Annotated in this window: 20 protein-coding genes; 6 read left to right on the top strand and 14 right to left on the bottom strand. The window is 71.1% G+C overall.

The annotated features are described in order from the left end of the window. Positions 1–23: 23 nt before the first annotated feature. Both recR and ACWFR1_RS17800 read right to left on the bottom strand, forming a co-directional pair. A complete protein-coding gene (recR, locus tag ACWFR1_RS17805) occupies positions 24–623 on the bottom strand; it encodes a recombination mediator RecR (RefSeq protein WP_017240166.1) in 600 nt (199 codons plus the stop codon). Between the two features lie 71 nt (positions 624–694). After that, positions 695–1,030, bottom strand: a complete 336-nt coding sequence (locus ACWFR1_RS17800; RefSeq protein ID WP_453552103.1) for a YbaB/EbfC family nucleoid-associated protein — start codon at positions 1,028–1,030, stop codon at positions 695–697. Between the two features lie 270 nt (positions 1,031–1,300). On the opposite strand from ACWFR1_RS17800, the gene ACWFR1_RS17795 reads away from it, so the two are divergent. Continuing rightward, positions 1,301–2,068 (top strand): SLATT domain-containing protein, encoded by a 768-nt coding sequence (locus ACWFR1_RS17795; protein ID WP_453552212.1) that lies wholly within the window; start codon positions 1,301–1,303, stop codon positions 2,066–2,068. 70 nt (positions 2,069–2,138) lie between these two features. Here the strand turns inward: ACWFR1_RS17795 and ACWFR1_RS17790 are convergent, their stop codons facing one another. The 3 genes from ACWFR1_RS17790 to ACWFR1_RS17780 form a co-directional block, all read right to left on the bottom strand. Beyond that, positions 2,139–2,789, bottom strand: coding sequence for a hypothetical protein (locus tag ACWFR1_RS17790; protein WP_453552100.1), 651 nt, complete (start codon positions 2,787–2,789; stop codon positions 2,139–2,141). Between the two features lie 145 nt (positions 2,790–2,934). After that, positions 2,935–3,642, bottom strand: a complete 708-nt coding sequence (locus tag ACWFR1_RS17785; RefSeq protein WP_453552097.1) for a GntR family transcriptional regulator — start codon at positions 3,640–3,642, stop codon at positions 2,935–2,937. Positions 3,643–3,746: 104 nt separating this feature from the next. After that, on the bottom strand, positions 3,747–5,111 hold the full coding sequence (locus ACWFR1_RS17780; RefSeq protein WP_453552094.1) for an aminotransferase class III-fold pyridoxal phosphate-dependent enzyme: 1,365 nt from the start codon (positions 5,109–5,111) through the stop codon (positions 3,747–3,749). 143 nt (positions 5,112–5,254) lie between these two features. On the opposite strand from ACWFR1_RS17780, the gene ACWFR1_RS17775 reads away from it, so the two are divergent. Further along, positions 5,255–5,860 carry a DJ-1/PfpI family protein gene (locus ACWFR1_RS17775; RefSeq protein WP_453552092.1) on the top strand — a complete coding sequence of 202 codons (606 nt, stop codon included), beginning with the start codon at positions 5,255–5,257 and terminating at the stop codon, positions 5,858–5,860. Further along, positions 5,857–6,312: a MarR family winged helix-turn-helix transcriptional regulator gene (locus tag ACWFR1_RS17770; protein WP_453552089.1), complete on the top strand. Its 456-nt coding sequence runs from the start codon at positions 5,857–5,859 to the stop codon at positions 6,310–6,312. The genes ACWFR1_RS17775 and ACWFR1_RS17770 overlap by 4 nt, the downstream gene beginning before the upstream one ends. A 23-nt stretch (positions 6,313–6,335) precedes the next feature. On the opposite strand, the gene ACWFR1_RS17765 is transcribed toward ACWFR1_RS17770, so the two are convergent. The 5 genes from ACWFR1_RS17765 to ACWFR1_RS17745 all read right to left on the bottom strand — a co-directional run bounded on the left by ACWFR1_RS17765 (position 6,336) and on the right by ACWFR1_RS17745 (position 8,859). After that, entirely contained in the window at positions 6,336–6,779 is a 444-nt protein-coding gene (locus ACWFR1_RS17765; RefSeq protein ID WP_453552086.1) for a PIN domain-containing protein, read from the bottom strand. After that, entirely contained in the window at positions 6,776–7,042 is a 267-nt protein-coding gene (locus ACWFR1_RS17760; protein ID WP_453552083.1) for a ribbon-helix-helix domain-containing protein, read from the bottom strand. Before ACWFR1_RS17760 ends, ACWFR1_RS17765 begins: the two co-directional genes overlap by 4 nt. Positions 7,043–7,128: 86 nt before the next feature. Continuing rightward, a complete protein-coding gene (locus ACWFR1_RS17755; RefSeq protein WP_453552080.1) occupies positions 7,129–7,545 on the bottom strand; it encodes a hypothetical protein in 417 nt (138 codons plus the stop codon). A gap of 28 nt (positions 7,546–7,573) precedes the next feature. Beyond that, positions 7,574–8,365 (bottom strand): DUF2785 domain-containing protein, encoded by a 792-nt coding sequence (locus ACWFR1_RS17750; protein ID WP_453552078.1) that lies wholly within the window; start codon positions 8,363–8,365, stop codon positions 7,574–7,576. 47 nt (positions 8,366–8,412) lie between these two features. Next, positions 8,413–8,859: a hypothetical protein gene (locus ACWFR1_RS17745; RefSeq protein ID WP_453552075.1), complete on the bottom strand. Its 447-nt coding sequence runs from the start codon at positions 8,857–8,859 to the stop codon at positions 8,413–8,415. A gap of 144 nt (positions 8,860–9,003) precedes the next feature. Between ACWFR1_RS17745 and ACWFR1_RS17740 the strand changes: the two genes are divergently transcribed. Both ACWFR1_RS17740 and ACWFR1_RS17735 read left to right on the top strand, forming a co-directional pair. Then, complete coding sequence (locus tag ACWFR1_RS17740) at positions 9,004–9,852, top strand: helix-turn-helix domain-containing protein (RefSeq protein WP_453552072.1); 849 nt, start codon at positions 9,004–9,006, stop codon at positions 9,850–9,852. Further along, positions 9,849–10,085, top strand: coding sequence for a DUF397 domain-containing protein (locus tag ACWFR1_RS17735; RefSeq protein WP_453552069.1), 237 nt, complete (start codon positions 9,849–9,851; stop codon positions 10,083–10,085). The genes ACWFR1_RS17740 and ACWFR1_RS17735 overlap by 4 nt, the downstream gene beginning before the upstream one ends. A gap of 3 nt (positions 10,086–10,088) precedes the next feature. Here the strand turns inward: ACWFR1_RS17735 and ACWFR1_RS17730 are convergent, their stop codons facing one another. The 4 genes from ACWFR1_RS17730 to ACWFR1_RS17715 all read right to left on the bottom strand — a co-directional run bounded on the left by ACWFR1_RS17730 (position 10,089) and on the right by ACWFR1_RS17715 (position 13,521). Beyond that, a complete protein-coding gene (locus ACWFR1_RS17730) occupies positions 10,089–10,979 on the bottom strand; it encodes a glycoside hydrolase family 19 protein (RefSeq protein ID WP_453552066.1) in 891 nt (296 codons plus the stop codon). Positions 10,980–11,176: 197 nt separating this feature from the next. Then, on the bottom strand, positions 11,177–12,025 hold the full coding sequence (locus ACWFR1_RS17725; protein WP_453552063.1) for an NAD(P)H-binding protein: 849 nt from the start codon (positions 12,023–12,025) through the stop codon (positions 11,177–11,179). Between the two features lie 181 nt (positions 12,026–12,206). Continuing rightward, on the bottom strand, positions 12,207–12,422 hold the full coding sequence (locus tag ACWFR1_RS17720; RefSeq protein ID WP_453552060.1) for a hypothetical protein: 216 nt from the start codon (positions 12,420–12,422) through the stop codon (positions 12,207–12,209). Between the two features lie 157 nt (positions 12,423–12,579). Beyond that, positions 12,580–13,521, bottom strand: coding sequence for an NADP-dependent oxidoreductase (locus tag ACWFR1_RS17715; protein ID WP_453552057.1), 942 nt, complete (start codon positions 13,519–13,521; stop codon positions 12,580–12,582). Between the two features lie 181 nt (positions 13,522–13,702). On the opposite strand from ACWFR1_RS17715, the gene ACWFR1_RS17710 reads away from it, so the two are divergent. Further along, positions 13,703–15,244 carry a substrate-binding domain-containing protein gene (locus ACWFR1_RS17710; RefSeq protein WP_453552210.1) on the top strand — a complete coding sequence of 514 codons (1,542 nt, stop codon included), beginning with the start codon at positions 13,703–13,705 and terminating at the stop codon, positions 15,242–15,244. The last annotated feature ends 9 nt before the right edge of the window (positions 15,245–15,253 follow it).

Below are 15,253 nucleotides of genomic sequence, written 5' to 3'. Positions count from 1 at the left end.
CTGAGAGCGCGCCGGCCCTGTCGTCATACATCTAGCAGCCTCCGTCCCTCGAAGGCACGGCCGAGGGTCACCTCGTCGGCGTACTCCAGGTCGCCGCCGACCGGGAGCCCGCTCGCGAGCCGGGTGACCTTCAGCCCCATGGGCTTGATCATCCGCGCCAGGTACGTCGCGGTGGCCTCGCCCTCCAGGTTCGGGTCGGTGGCGAGGATCAGTTCGGTGACCGCACCGTCCGCGAGCCGGGCGAGGAGCTCACGGATGCGCAGGTCGTCCGGGCCGACGCCCTCGATCGGGCTGATCGCACCGCCGAGGACGTGGTACCGCCCCCGGAACTCTCGCGTCCGCTCGATCGCGACGACGTCCTTCGGCTCCTCGACCACGCAGATGACGGTCAGGTCGCGCCGCGGGTCTCGGCAGATGTTGCACTGCTCCTGCTGGGCGACGTTGCCGCAGACCGCGCAGAACCGGACCTTCTCCTTGACCTCCAGGAGCGCGTGCGCCAGCCGCCGAACGTCGGTGGGCTCCGCCTGGAGGATGTGGAAGGCGATCCGCTGCGCGCTCTTGGGACCGACGCCGGGCAGCCTGCCCAGTTCGTCGATGAGGTCCTGAACCACGCCTTCGTACAACGGAACGCCCTTCTCAGAGGTGCTTGATTCTTACGGTAGTGGCTGGAAGTGCACCTTTGAAGGTGTACGGGTCAGAAGCCCAGACCCGGCATGCCGCCGATGCCCTGCGCCAGCGGGCCCAGCTTCGCCTGCTGGAGCTGCTGCGCGTTCTCGCCGGCGGCCTGCACGGCGGCGACGACCAGGTCGGCCAGCGTCTCCGTGTCGTCCGGGTCGACCGCCTTGGGGTCGATCACGAGGCCGCGCAGCTCGCCGGAGCCGGTGACGGTCGCCTTGACCAGGCCACCGCCCGCCTGGCCCTCGACCTCGGTCGCGGCCAGTTCCTCCTGGGCGCGGGCGAGGTCCTGCTGCATCTTCTGGGCCTGCTGGAGAAGCTGCTGCATGTTGGGCTGGCCACCACCGGGAATCACGGTCACTCCTGAGGTTCGGTACGTCCGTATGTCGGGTACGCCCGAGCCTACGTGGTCGCCGCCCGCCCTGCCTCCATCACTCTTTCGGGTGAGAAACTGCGGGCTTCTCTACCTGATCAACACCCTCTTGCGGGCGGAAATCCCGGGATTCCGGGCCCGCCGCCCACCATTCGGCGGTAGGAAGGGCAGGCACCACGTGCACCGCACGTCACAGAAGGACACGCGCGCTGAGCTGAACAGAGGAGTCCCCCGGTGAGCCAGCAGCCGGACATGCAGCCGCCGGGTCAGTCCGGGGGGAACGGAGAGAACGGAGAGAACGGGGCGAACGGGGAGAACGGGGAGAACCGGGAAGACGCAGAGCGGCCGGACCGCGATCTCACCGGTACGCCGTTCCCCCTGGGCGACTGGGGCGAGCCCGCCGAGCGGCTCGACGAGCTGTACCGCTGGGCCGAGGCCCATGCCCTGCGCACGGCGGAGTGGTACCTCTCCGACCGGGTCCGGAAGCGCCGCAGCGCCAGGATCCTGCGGGTGGGCACCGCCGTCGGCGTGATCGCGGGTGCCGCGCTGCCGCTCCTGGACGTGACCGGGGCGGCCGACGGCGCGGCCGGCTGGGGCTATCTGTCGCTGCTGCTCGGCGCGGCCTGCGTGGCCTGCGACCGGTACTTCGGGCTGACGTCCGGCTGGATGAGGGACGTGGCGACGGCACAGGCCGTGCAGCGCCGTCTCCAGGCCCTGCAGTTCGACTGGGCCTCGGAGAGCGTCCGGGAGGTCCTGGGCCCCACGGAGGGCACGGCCAGCGAGGCGGCCGAGCGATGTCTGGGCGTGCTGCGCCGCTTCTCGGAGGACGTGACCGAGCTCGTGCGGGCGGAGACGGCGGACTGGATGGTCGAGTTCCGCTCGGGTCCCGCGCCGCTCATGCTCCAGTCGGCGGGCGTGGTGCACCAGCGCACGGAGAGCGTCCACCCGTCGGGCCGCTTCCCGCTGCCGCCGGGCACCCGTCCGAACATGCCGCGCCAGCGGCCCCCCGAGGCGCGCTGAGGCCCGCTGAGGTCTACGGAAGCAGACCGGGCCCCTCCGGAGCGTCTCCGGAGGGGGCGGGCCGCCCGTCTCAGCTCAGGATGATCATCGAGCCCTGTGCCAGGCTCCGGGTCGCCGCCGCGTGCAGCCCCAGCCACACGTGACGCTCCCGCGCGAAGGGGCTGTCGTCGTGCGGGATCGGTCCGGCCGGCTCCTCCAGCGAGGTCGGCCGCTCCGGCGGCACCGGGGTCGCCGGCGGGTTCATCGGGTCGATGCCGATCGCGGGCGCCACGAACTCGAGCTCCCGCAGCAGCCCGTACGAGGAGCCGAGCGGGCCGCCCCGCTCCAGGAGCTCGTCGGTGGAGAGCGGCGCCGGGAAGTCGACGGGCACGTACGAGCCCGCGTGGTCGTAGTGCCAGACCAGGTGCGACTGCTGCGCGGTCGCCTCGAACATCTCCAGGAGCTGTTCGTAGTCCCCGCCGAGCTCGCCGACCGGTTCGACCGGCAGCCCGCACACCTGGAGGAGGTACGCGCGGCGCAGGAAGTGCAGGGCCTCGTAGTCGAAGCCCGCGATCGGGGCGACGTCGCCGGAGAGCCCCGGCATGTACGCGTAGACGGGCACGGTCGGCAGGCCGGACGCGCTCAGCACGGCGTCGTAGACCGCTATCTCTTCGGCGAAGGGGTTGTCGGGGCTGTGGCACAGCAGGTCGACAAGGGGGACCAGCCACAGGTCACAGGCCAAGGGAGGCTCGCTCTCCGTCAGTTGCAGGGACGGCCAGGGTAGTCGGCGGGGCCGACCACGCCCACCCGCTCAGGAACTGCCCCCGGAGCCCCGGCCTCAACCCGAAGGGTTCCCTTCGGAGCCCTCCGCGCACGCGCGGAAGGCCTCAGCGGGCCCGGGCCTCCAGGCGGTCGGCCCACTCCAGCGAGTGGGTGTTGTAGTCGCGTACGACCGCGACGGCCGCCTCGGCGTCGCCGCGCGTGACCGCGTCCACCAGCTCGACGTGTCCGCTCCACAGCCAGCCGAGCATGTCCCGCTCGGAGCGCAGGTAGGGCACGGAGAAGACCCAGGCCTGGACGCGGAGGCGGTGCAGGAAGTCGGCGATGTAGTCGTTGGAGGCGACCAGGCGGGCCAGTTCGCGCCAGTAGCGGATGTCGTAGCCGATGAGGACGTCCAGGTCGCCGCCGCGGGCGGCGCGGGCCGCGGCCTCGCCCCTGCGCCGTACGGAGACGAGCGCGACCCCGACCCCGAGGTCGGGTTCCGTGACCGCCGAGCGGGGCGGCACCATGGCGGCGTCGCGGCGGAAGATGCCGTCGACGACGAGCATCCGGGCCTCGACGATGCGCCGGTAGTCGTCGACCGAGTACTGGTGGACGCGGAAGCCGCGGTGCTGGTCGGAGTCGAGGAGGCCCTGTGCGCAGAGGTCGACGAGGGCTTCCCGTACGGGCGTCGCCGACACCCCGTACTGTTCCGCGATCTGCTTGACCGTGAACTCCTGGCCCGGCTGGAGACGCCCCGCGAGCACCTCGTCACGGAGCGCGTCCGCGATCTGCTGTCGCAGGGTGTTGCGGGTGACAGCTCCGCTCGCGGGCATGTGGTCGGTCCCCTCCGTCCGGCTGCGGACACCCTAGTCCAAACGGAGGGAACCTCCCCGAATCGCCTTTACGCCGCGACTCGATCACATGCTGTACGCACCGCTCACGCGGTGAACTCGTCGGCCACCGACAGCGCCGCGTCCAGGGCCGCCAGGCCCTCCTTGGCCTCCGCCTCGGAGACGTTGCAGGCGGGGACGGCGTGGGTGCGGTTCATGTTGATGAAGGGCCACAGGCCGTTCTTCTTCGCCGCGGCGCCGAGGGCGGCCATCGGCGCGGCGGCCTCGCCCGCGGCGTTGTACGGGACGAGCGGCTCGCGCGTCTCGCGGTTCTTGACGAGCTCCAGCGCCCAGAAGACGCCCATGCCGCGCACCTCGCCGACGGACGGGTGACGCTCGGCGAGTTCGCGCAGGCCGGGGCCGAGGACGGTCTCGCCGATGAGGGCGGCGTTCTCGACGACCTTCTCGTCCTCCATCACCTGGATGGTGGCGACGGCGGCGGCGCAGGCGAGCGGGTGACCGGAGTAGGTCAGTCCGCCCGGGTAGGGGCGCTTGTCGAAGGTCGCGGCGATCTCGGCGTTGATGGCGACGCCGCCGAGGGGCACGTAACCGGAGTTCACGCCCTTGGCGAAGGTCATCAGGTCGGGCACGACGTCGAAGTGCTCGGCGGCGAACCACTGGCCCGTGCGGCCGAAGCCGGCCATGACCTCGTCGAGGACGAAGACGATGCCGTACTTGTCGCAGATCTCGCGGACGCCGGCGAGGTAGCCGGGCGGCGGGGTCATGATGCCGGCGGTGCCGGGCACGGTCTCCAGGATGATCGCGGCGACGGTCGCGGGACCCTCGAAGGCGATCGTGTCCTCCAGGTGCTGGAGGGCCCGCGCGCTCTCCTCCGCCTCGGTGGTGGAGTAGAAGGGCGAGCGGTAGAGGAACGGCGCCCAGAAGTGCACGACACCGGCGGACGCGGTGTCGGAAGGCCAGCGGCGCGGGTCACCGGTCAGGTTGATCGCGGTGGAGGTGGCGCCGTGGTACGAGCGGTAGGCGGAGAGCACCTTCGTGCGGCCGGTGTGCAGCCGGGCCATACGGACGGCGTTCTCGACGGCCTCGGCGCCGCCGTTGGTGAAGAAGATCTTGTCCAGGTCGCCCGGGGTGCGCTCGGCGATGAGGCGTGCGGCCTCGGAGCGGACGTCGATGGCGAAGGCGGGCGCGAAGGTGGTGAGCTTCGCGGCCTGCTCCTGGATCGCGGCGACGACCTTGGGGTGCTGGTAGCCGATGTTGGTGTAGACGAGGCCGCTGGTGAAGTCGAGGTAGCGGTTTCCGTCGTAGTCCCAGAAGTACGAACCCTCGGCGCCGGCGACGGCGAGCGGGTCGATCAGACCCTGGGCGGACCAGGAGTGGAAGACGTGCGCGCGGTCGGCGGCCTTGACGGCCGCGCCGGCCTGCGGATCGGGTGCGGCGGCATGAGGGGTCATGCGCACGAGGGTAAGGAATCGCAGGTGGGGCGGGCCATGGCCATCTTGTCCACCGAGACCGGGCGGGACGCGACACCTTGCTCTGCCGCGCCTCCCCCTCCCCTGCTATTGACAGCAAGCTGTCATCCTGACAGTCTTCTGTCATGGGAACAGAGACTGACACCAAGACCGTTCATCTCGCCGTCTACGACACCCTCGCCGACTGGGAGACGGGCCACGCCACGGCCTGGCTCGCCCGCGCCGGCTACACGATCCGGACCGTCGGCCCGGTCGCCGGTGAGCCCGTCACGACGATCGCCGGGATCCGGATCGTCCCCGACCTCGCGCTCGCCGACCTCCGCCCCGAGGACAGCGCCCTGCTGATCCTTCCGGGCGCGGAGAAGTACGACGAGGGCGACGAGCTCGCCCCCTTCACGGCCGCGGCCCGTGACTTCCTCGACTCCGGTGTGCCGGTCGCCGCGATCTGCGGCGCGACGGCGGGCCTGGCGAAGGAGGGCCTGCTCGACGACCGCCCGCACACGAGCGCGGTCTCCTTCTACCTCGCCGCCACCGGCTACAAGGGCGGGGACCACTACGTCGACGCGGACGCGGTGACGGACGGGGACCTGATCACGGCGGGCCCGACGGAGCCGGTCGCGTTCGCCCGCGAGATCTTCGCCCGGCTCGGCGCGTACGAGGGAAAGCGGGACGCCTGGTACCGCCTGTTCCACGACTCGGACCCGGCGGCCTTCGTCGAACTGAACTCGTGAGCCGCGAGCAGCAGGACGCCCTCTCCCGTACGGCCCTGGGCGTCTTCCGTCTGAACGGCCAGTTCCTCGCCGTCTCGGAGAAGCTGGCCGAGCCGGCGGGCCTGACCGCCGCCTGGTGGCAGGTCCTCGGAGCCGTACTCCGGGAACCCCTCCCGGTCGCCGGGATCGCCCGCGTCATGGGCATCACGCGCCAGAGCGTCCAGCGGATCGCGGACCTGCTCGTCCGGGAGGGCCTGGCGGCGTACGAGCCGAACCCGGCCCACCGCCGCGCCAAGCTCCTCACCCCCACGGAGACGGGCCGCGCGGCGATCGCCCGCATCAACCCGGGCCACGCGGAGCTGGCGGCCCTCCTCATGGACGCGCTGGGCGGCCAGGAGGCCTTCGACGAGACGGTACGGGTGCTGGAGCGGCTGTCGGCGGCGCTGGAGGCGGTCGCGGCCGATCACCAGTAGGTGATCCGCCGGGCGCGCCGGGCTCAGAGCGGGAGATCGTCGGGCAGCACCCGGAACGCCTTGTGGCGCCCGAGCGGACGGACGGCGCGGAAGTCGCGGCGGTCGAGGGTGAGGATCGCGTCCGTGTCGTACTCGGCGGCCAGAGCCACGTTGACAGCATCGGCCAGGTCGAGGTCGAGCGCCCCGTAGCGCAGCCGGACCATCTGGGCGACGCCCAGGCGGTCCTCGGTGATCTCGGGCATGGAGATCCGGCCCCGGCGCATCCAGTGCCGGATGTCGTCCACCGCGCTGAGCGCGGCCTCTCGGCCGAGTTCACGCGTGGCCACATGGTCGAGTTCGGCCAACAGGAGCGGGGACATGACGAGCAACCCCGCGGCCTGGATCGCTTCGTTGGCGACCGCGTTCTCGGGGTGGGTGGAATCAAGGGCGGCCAGCAGCCCGGAGGTGTCGGCCACGACGATGATCACGCAGCGGTCTCCGCTTCCGCGCCCGGCTCACGTCGGACGGCGTCGGCCACGACATCGCGGACCTCGGTCTTGGCCAATGTCCGACCGCGCCCCTCGAACGTGCGTGAGAACAGGGGCTCATCCCAGACCCGGTTGGCCATGGCCGCGAGGTGGATCCCCTGCCGGATGATCTCGGCCTCGCTGACACCGCGCCGCTTGGCGGCCTCCTTGATGATCGCGAGGTCCTCGGGGTCGGCGTACACGTTCGTCCGCTTCATCGACATGTACCAACCCTAGCCTATGTACCAGATTGATGTATGTCCGTCGCCGGCGCCGCGCTTCGTCGCTCAGCACGCAGTCGCCCGAACTGCTACGGGCCCGTCTTTCCCGTGAACGGGAAGATCGGATAGCCGTCCGTGCACGGGCCCCCGGGCGGGTGGTACGGCCACTCCATCCCGACCCGGTACAGCAGGGTCAGGGCGATGGCCGCCGCGAGCGGTGCGAGCCACATGACCGCCCGCCCGCCCCGGAAGGGCCGGCGCCGCAGCGCGAACGGGAGCAGAGACAGCAGCAGTGTCATGCAGACCCAGATGAGCAGCATCAACGCGTTCAGCCCGATGTTGCTGCTCGCGTCGTTCCCGAGCGGGCAGCTCGCCCACGACCGAACGGTCCACGCGGTGCCGCCGTACGTGCCGAGGGCAGCGAGGGCGCCGGCCATCCAGTACCAGCCGCACCCCGGAGCGGAAACGGGCGGCGGCGCGCCTTTCGTCGTCGTCGATCCGCGCATCCCCCGCGCCCTCCCTGAAGCCCGCCGATCAGCGCCTGACGATCCGGTCGAGGACCTCGGCGAGGCGGGCCTTGACCGCCGGGGCGTGGCGGAGGGGCTGCGGCTCGCCGTCGCGGGTCATCCGGACGCCTCGGTCCGCGAGAACGTACAACATGCGGAGCGTGCGCAGGCAGTTGGAGAGGTGGGCGCGCACCGGGACGCCGATGTCGTCCGCGCCGAACTCGGCGGCGATCACGTCGAGCCAGGCCGTCGCGTCGCGCTCGCTCAGGTCCGGGCGCGTGAGGACACGGGCGATCGCCCGCGCCAGCCGGTCGTCCTCCAGCTGGTCCCACACGTGGTCCGTCGGCGCCGTCAGCCGCGCGGCGGCGAGCTCCAGCATCCGCACCGGGTCCACCTCGGCGTGACGCCCCAACACGCCGAGCAGGTCCGCCCCGTGCGCCACCGCGTGGAGCCAGCCGAGCTTCTCGTCGTGACCGCGCAGGTCCTTCTCCGCCGGGTACCAGCGCGCGAACGCGTCCACCCAGCCCGCCCCGAGCTCCCCCTCGCTCACGAGCATGTCGAGCACGAGCGGCGCGAAGGTGCGGGCCTGGATCTCCGGGTCCTCGAAGCGCGCCGCGATCTCGTCGCCGAGCGCGAGCCTCCGGGGCCCGTCGATCACCCCGCGCTCGATCCAGGTCGCGAGGACCGAGTAGGCCGCCCCGTCACGGATCCCCGGGTCGGGATCCGCGAGCGCGCGGGACAGCTCTCCTGTCAGTTCTTCCAGGTCAGAGGCGTCAGGGAGGGCGTAGTCGGCGGCTTCGATGCCGTTCCAGTCGGTCACGGCGGAACCATAAGCACATACCGCCGCCTCCCGCCGAGAATAGAATTTCACCCGTCCCGAGCGCTCGTGTCCGCGTACGCGTACGGGTCCGCGAACAGCTCCGTCACAGCGCTCCGCAGCAGCAGCGTGTGCACGAACCGGTCCGGCGCCGTCGGCGGGAACCGCCAGGCGAGCGGCCAGGTCCTCCCCGTCAACGCGGGCACCGGCACGTAACTCACTTGGGAAGGAGCCGCGTTGAACCGCGTCACCCCGCGCGGCCACGCCCGGTGCGCCGTCGACCCCGGCGGCACGAGGAAGTAGACCCCCTGCCGCCCGTTCGCCTCGATCACGACAGGCCCCGGGTCGCCGCCCGTCAGCACCTCTATCCAGTCCGCGAGCCGTCGACCCTCCGCGCCGTCGACCCGCACCGCGTCGAATTGCACTCCCGCCTTGCGGAGTTGGAATCCGGAACTGGGAATCCAATCCGCGTTTACTTCCCGATTCTCTGCATTCACGAGGACATGTTCCCGCGCCGCCGCTAGCGTTTTCCACGACTGCGGTGGGCGCGTCGGTAACCCCTTGACCTGCACCAACGCACCTTGTGTGCAGTCGAATTCGGCGGGGAGCAGTTGAGACCGGTTGAGACCGGTTGAGTTCGGATGGGGATCGCGATGGCGCGAGAAGAGAACAAGGAATCGGTGGGGCCCGCGGCAAGGATGGCCGCGACGGTGGCGAAGAGAATGCGGGTGAAGAAGGGCCTGACACAGGAACAGCTGGGCGCGCAGATGGGATACACCGGCGCGGCGATCAGCGCGATGGAACGACTCCTGCACGCGGTGAGCGACGAGATGCTGGTCCATCTCGAACGCGTCCTGGGCGGCGGGACGGGCATCTTCGAGGGGATGCGGGAGCTCGTACGGCTGGAGAAACTGCCGGAGCAGTTCCGTGGCTACGCGCCGATCGAGCAGAAGGCGGTGGCGCTGTGGCTGTACGCGAACCACGTGGTGCATGGGCTGTTCCAGACGGAGGCGTATGCGCGAGCGCTGATCGCGGGCGGGCATCCGGAGCCCACTCCGGAGCGGGTCGAGGAGCTGGTCGTCGCCCGGATGGCGCGGAAGGCGTTGTTCGACCGCAAGCAGGTGTGCGAGATCGAGCTGATCCTTGACGAGTCGGTTCTGCGGCGGCCGATCGGGAGCGAGGAGGTCATGCGGGAGCAGTTGGCGTACCTGGCGGAGTGCTCACGGAGGCGGAACGTAAACCTCCAGGTGCTGTCGCTGAATGCCGGTCTGGGCGACGAGTACGCGGCAGACCGAGGCAATCTGACTGTCATCGAGACACCGGCCCACGACCGCGTGACCTACCTGGAGATTCAGGGCGAGAGCCTGTTGATCACCGACCGGGCGAAGGTGAGTGCACACATGCAGCGGTATGCGAAGATCCGGGCACAGGCCCTGGACCCGCGCAGGTCGCTTGGCCTCATCGAGGAGTTGGCGGGAGTACAGAGATGAACGACACCCTGCACTGGTTCAAGTCCAGCTACAGCGACAGCGGCGGCGGTGAGTGCGTCGAGGTCGCCTTCGACTGGCACAAGTCGTCATACAGCGACAGCGGGGGCGGCAACTGCGTAGAAGTCGCCACCTGCGCCCACGCCGTCCACCTTCGGGACTCGAAGGTCAGCGACGGGCCCACGTTCGCCGTGGAGCCCGCCGCCTGGACCACGTTCGTCGCCTGGCAGGACTGACAGCTAGCAGTACAGGTTCGCACCGGCCGGGACGCCCAGGATCTGGGTGAACTGCTGGTACTTGGTGACCCGGCTCTGCACCTGAGCCGGGTTGCCGCCGTTGCACTCCAGCGAGCCGTTGATCGCCCAGATGGTCTGGCCGAAGCCCGCGCCGTTGACCATGGCGTTGTGGGCGGTCATCGTGCCGGGGCCGTTCTGGGTGTTCCAGTACCAGAGGCCCGTCTGCATCGCGACGGCCGGATCCTGCTCGACCCGCCACGGGTTGTTGAGCAGGTCGATGCCGAGGGCGTCACCGGCCGCCTTGTAGTTGAAGTTCCAGGAGAGCTGGATCGGGCCCCGGCCGTAGTACGCGGCCTGGCCGGCCGGGCAGCCGTAGGGCTTGCCCGCGTCGCAGTAGTGCGGGTAGTTCGCGGTGTTCTGCTCGACGATGTAGTAGAGGCCGCCCGTCTCGTGGGAGACGTTCGCGAGGAAGGCCGCGGCCTCCTGCTTCTTCACCGTGTCGCCGCCGGTGGTGGCGAAGGCGGGGTAGGACTTGAGCGCGGCGGTGAGGCCCGCGTACGTGTAGAAGGGGTTCCTGTTCGGGAACATCTGGTTGAACTGGGCCTCGGAGACCACGAATCCGGAGGGGTCCGGGTCCGTGCCGCCGCCGCCCGTGCCGCAGACGCCCTCGTCGCGCCAGACGTCGGAGGAGCCGGGGCGTTCGTTCTGCGTCCACCACTTCGCGTACCAGTTGTGACCGTTGTACGAGGCGGTCATGCCGCCGGTGTAGACGCTGCCCGAGTTCCAGGCACCGACACAGGCGGGGGCCGCGCCGGCGGTCGTGGCGGGGACGAGTACGGCGAGTCCGACCGCCGTACAGAGGGCGGCGATCAGAGTGATCAGCCTTCGCAGCATGGGCTGTCCTTCCGGGTGGGGTCCGGGGTGGGGAAGGACAGCGAAGCGTGATTGGTCTGGACCTGTCAAGGTCTAGACCAGAACTTGCGACAGGAGGGATTCCACTTGCACCTGTGGCACGGGCGACGCTCAACGGGCCTATGACATAGGCCCGTTGAGATCACGAGACGGTGTTCCGACGTGCGGGGTTCTACCGTTCAGCGGAAGTCCTCCGCGTGGTCCACGGCCCACTCGCGGAAGGACCGGGCCGGCGTGCCCGTGATGCGCTCCACCTCGTCGTTGACCGGCTCCGGCTCTTCGATCATCTTCGCCTGGGCCGGGAGCACGGCGTCCACCAGCTCCGCCGGCCAGCCCATGGCCCTCATCTGCGCCGCGGCCTCGTCCAGCGAGACCTCCTCGAACCGCACCGGGCGCCCGATCGCCTCGCCGATCAGGGCCACCTGCCGTTCCTGGGTGACCAGTTCGGGGCCGGTGATCAGGGGGCGGGCGCCGAGCAGGGCGTCGGTCGTCAACGCCCGAACGGCGACCGCGGCCATGTCCGCCTCGTGGATCAGCGGGCGGGCCAGGTTCGCCAGCGGCGCCCGTACCGTACCGGTGGTGCGGATCTCCTCCGCCCAGCCGAGCGCGTTGCGCGCGAACCCGGTGGGCCGCAGCGCCGTCCACTCCAGGCCCGACGCCTCGATCATCCGCTCCAGCTCCGCGTGCAGCACGGTGATCGTCTCGCCGGGTTCCTCCTCGACCCCGACGCCGGAGGACGACAGGTACACCACCCGCCGGGCGTGCTTCCCGATCGCGTCGATCACGTCGGACGCGCCCTCGGCGCTGAGGAACGGCCACACCAGGAAGACCGCGTCGACGCCCTCCAGCGCCGCACCCAGCGACGCGGGATCACCGAGGTCGCCGCGTACCGCCTGTACGCCCTCCGGGAAGTCGGCCTCGCCTCGTACCAGCGCCCGCACGGGCACGCCCGCCGCGTGCAGGTGGGCCACCACCGCGCCGCCGACCTGTCCCGTCGCGCCGGTCACCAGGATCCTGGGCTGTGTCATCGGAAACTCCTCGTCTCGCCGTTCGGTGACACGACTCTCGTACCTCAACCGAGGTTCAGGTCAAGGGGAGTTCCGGAGGGTCCGCATCCCGGACAGCGACGTGCCCTCCACCGGGACAGGGGGGCCGGTGAAGGGCACGTGTTCTGGGAGCGGTGACCAGCCGCTGACTGCTGACTACTGACTACAGGGGGAGCGCCGAGGTGACGTTGCCGAGCGCGGCGGGGTTCGCGGCGTCCGTGACGGCGCCCAGGGGGGAGTCGGACTGGCTGGCACCGGCGACGGGGCCGAGCAGGCCCGTCGCGCTCGCCAGGGGGTCGGCGGCTGCGGCGCCCGCCCCCAGGCCGATGGCGGTGGCGGCGAGGGCGAGGGCGGTGAGGACGCGCTGGGAAGAGTTCATGCCCGGCTAACGATCTCCCGCGCCCCAGGTACCGGCGTCTCCGTCATCCGCCCCGGGTCGGGGCACCCGGGGCGGACGAGGTTGACGGTTCAGATCATCGGTTCGGTCCGGCTCGGCGGGGCGGGTCGGCGGGGTCGGCCCTGATCAGCGGGTCCGGTCAGATCATCAGCACGATGCGCCCCGGGCGGTGGCCCGCCTCCGCGCGGCGGTGGGCCTCGGCGACCTCTTCCAGGGGGAGGACGTCGGCCACCCGGGTGATCACCTCGCGGGCCGCCACCTTCTCCAGGGTCTGCTTCAGGCGGGCGGCGTCCGGCACCGCCCGGACGGCCTCGACGCGGATGTTCCGTTCGGGCGCCGGAATCCGGTCAGGAGCGATCGCGACGAAGACGCCGTCGTCCTTCAGCAGGGGGAGGAGCCCCTCGCCGACGAGCGCCCCGTCCAGGATGCCGTCCACCCGCTCCGGGGCGACCGCGAGCACCCTGGCGAGCACGTCCTCCGGCGCACCGCGCGGCACGGCGTGCTCCGCGCCGAGGATCTTCAGCTCGCTCTCGTCGCCCTCGTGGGCGACGGCCACCACGCGCAGTCCGGCCGCCGCCGCGTACTGGACGACGAAGCGGCCCACCACGGCGCTCGCGCCGGTCACCAGGAGCGTCGCGCCCGCGGGGAGCCCGAGCCGGTCGAGGCCCGTCTGGGCCGTGGCCGAGGCCAGCGGGACGGACGCGGCCACGGTGAACTCCACGTCGTCCGGGACCGGGGCCAGCCACTCCGGGGCGACCCGGACGACCTCCGCGTACGTGCCCTCGCCGGTCAGCTCGTCGTACCAGGGCACGAAGCCGGCCACACGGGTGCCCGGGGCCATCCCCGGCACGGGGTCGAGCAGCTTCCCCGCGAAGTCCGTGCCCAGGACGAACGGGGGCTTGAGCGTGCCGACGGCGTCCGCGTACCGGCCGGCCCGGATCCGCAGGTCCGCCTGGTTCACACCGGCGGCCTTGAGCCGCACGCGCACCCTGCCCGGGACGTCCCCGGCCTCCGGCTCCGGCCGGCGGGCCATTCTGAGGACCTCGGGTCCGCCGTAGGCGGTCACTTCGACGACACGCATGGGGTTCTCCTCAGACTGAAGGCCCCCTCGTGGCCATTACACCCACGCCCGAGACGCCCCAGCAACCCCGGTTGGCCCGCCCGGGCCCCCGGCCAAGGGCCGCCTGAAGGAAGGGCGAACTCCGAGTGACGAGGGGCTACGCATCCCACGGAACCGCACACACGTGCGTACCGTCGCGCGGGTGGACTGGCTCACCGCTGAGAACCTCATCGCCCTGGTCACCGCCCTCCTCGGTGTCCTCGTCTCCACCGGCGCCGTCTGGTACGAGCGGCGGGTGCCGCACCAGCGGCGGATCGGCTACCGCGTCCAGCTCGACACGGCCATCGGCAACGCCGCCGCGAACGGGGCGGTGACCGGGACCGGCGCGGCCGAGCGGCGCGGGTTCTTCAACGCGACCCCGGGCCTGCGGGACGCCACCATCGTCCTGCTCCGGATCGAGAACGACGGCGCCATGTCGGTCGGCGCCGACCACTACACGGACGGTGACGACCACGGGCTCACGGTCGCGTTCGAGAACCGGCGGGTGAAGGCGGTCGTCGTGACCGCTCCCGACCACCCCCGGCTGCTCAGCCACTTCTCCGCCAGCTGGGTGGGCCCCGCGGAGGGCGACGCCACCGTCCAGCTGCCCAAGGTCCCGCTCAACCGCGGCGCCCACTACAAACTGCTCGTCCTGCTCACCGGCGGCCCGATCGGCGACCCGGTCTCGGTCGACGGCAACATCGCCGAGGGCCACGTCCACCTCAACCACAGCACCACCCCCGACGACAAGCCGCCCGTCTTCAGCCGGGTCGCGCGGACGGTCACCGTCGTCCTCACCGTCTGTGTCGTCGCGCTCGCCGCGATCATCGTCCGCGAGCAGACCCCGCCGCCGATCGGCTGCGCCACGGGCACGCTCACGATCAACGGCTCGACCGCCTTCGCGCCGGTCGTGCGCGAGCTGGCGAAGAAGTACGAGAAGGACTGCCCGGGCTCGACGGTGAACGTGTCCGCGCACGGCTCGACCGCCGGGATACGGGAGCTGGAGGCCTCCGGGACGAAGCCCGTCAAGGGCGCCCCCGCCGTCGTCGCCCTCTCCGACGGGCGCAAGCCGAGCGGCTATCCGCAGCTGCGGGAGAGCATGGTCGCGGTCTCCCTCTTCACGCTCGTCCTCAACGACGGGATACCCGTCGAGAGCCTCACCCTGGACGAGGTCCGCCGCCTCTACCGGGGCGAGATCACCAACTGGAAACAGCTGGCCCCCGGCGTCGACCAGCCGGTCCGGCTCATCAGCAGGGACGCCAACTCCGGTACCAGGGAGGTCTTCCAGCGCCGCGTCCTCGGCCGGAACGAGCTGGCCAACTCCTCCCTGAACTGCGAGACCATCGACGACCCCGCGTCCGCGGTGATCCGCTGCGAACTGGACTCCACCGAGCAGGTCCTGTCGGCCGTCGCCGAGCTTCCCGGCGCCATCGGCTACACCGAACTCCGCAGCGGCAACGGACTGAAGGGGCTGCACCGGGTGGCCATCGACGGGCGCAGACCCGTCGTCGAGGAGATCGGCGAGTCCAGCTATCCGTACCGCGAGATCGAGTACGCGTACACCTGGGGCCAGCCGCCGGCCGACTCGCTGACCTCCAGCTTCCTCAACTATCTGATCCGGGGCAGCGGCCAGGACGTCGTCCTCACCCACGGCCACCTGCCCTGCTCCACCCCGAAGGGGCTGAAGATCTGCGGGGACGGCTGACGCGTGGTC

The sequence above is a fragment of the Streptomyces sp. NPDC055103 genome (assembly GCF_053607625.1).
This window is presented reverse-complemented; position numbering and strand designations above follow the sequence as displayed.

Coding starts and splice junctions, on each gene's coding strand:
- ACWFR1_RS17725 (WP_453552063.1), bottom strand. CDS start 12,025: ATGACACAGCCCAGGATCCTGGTGACCGGCGCGACGGGACAGGTCGGC.
- ACWFR1_RS17755 (WP_453552080.1), bottom strand. CDS start 7,545: ATGCGCGGATCGACGACGACGAAAGGCGCGCCGCCGCCCGTTTCCGCT.
- ACWFR1_RS17715 (WP_453552057.1), bottom strand. CDS start 13,521: ATGCGTGTCGTCGAAGTGACCGCCTACGGCGGACCCGAGGTCCTCAGA.
- ACWFR1_RS17760 (WP_453552083.1), bottom strand. CDS start 7,042: ATGTCGATGAAGCGGACGAACGTGTACGCCGACCCCGAGGACCTCGCG.
- ACWFR1_RS17785 (WP_453552097.1), bottom strand. CDS start 3,642: ATGCCCGCGAGCGGAGCTGTCACCCGCAACACCCTGCGACAGCAGATC.
- ACWFR1_RS17780 (WP_453552094.1), bottom strand. CDS start 5,111: ATGACCCCTCATGCCGCCGCACCCGATCCGCAGGCCGGCGCGGCCGTC.
- ACWFR1_RS17730 (WP_453552066.1), bottom strand. CDS start 10,979: ATGCTGCGAAGGCTGATCACTCTGATCGCCGCCCTCTGTACGGCGGTC.
- ACWFR1_RS17720 (WP_453552060.1), bottom strand. CDS start 12,422: ATGAACTCTTCCCAGCGCGTCCTCACCGCCCTCGCCCTCGCCGCCACC.
- ACWFR1_RS17740 (WP_453552072.1), top strand. CDS start 9,004: ATGGGGATCGCGATGGCGCGAGAAGAGAACAAGGAATCGGTGGGGCCC.
- ACWFR1_RS17775 (WP_453552092.1), top strand. CDS start 5,255: ATGGGAACAGAGACTGACACCAAGACCGTTCATCTCGCCGTCTACGAC.
- ACWFR1_RS17795 (WP_453552212.1), top strand. CDS start 1,301: ATGCAGCCGCCGGGTCAGTCCGGGGGGAACGGAGAGAACGGAGAGAAC.
- ACWFR1_RS17735 (WP_453552069.1), top strand. CDS start 9,849: ATGAACGACACCCTGCACTGGTTCAAGTCCAGCTACAGCGACAGCGGC.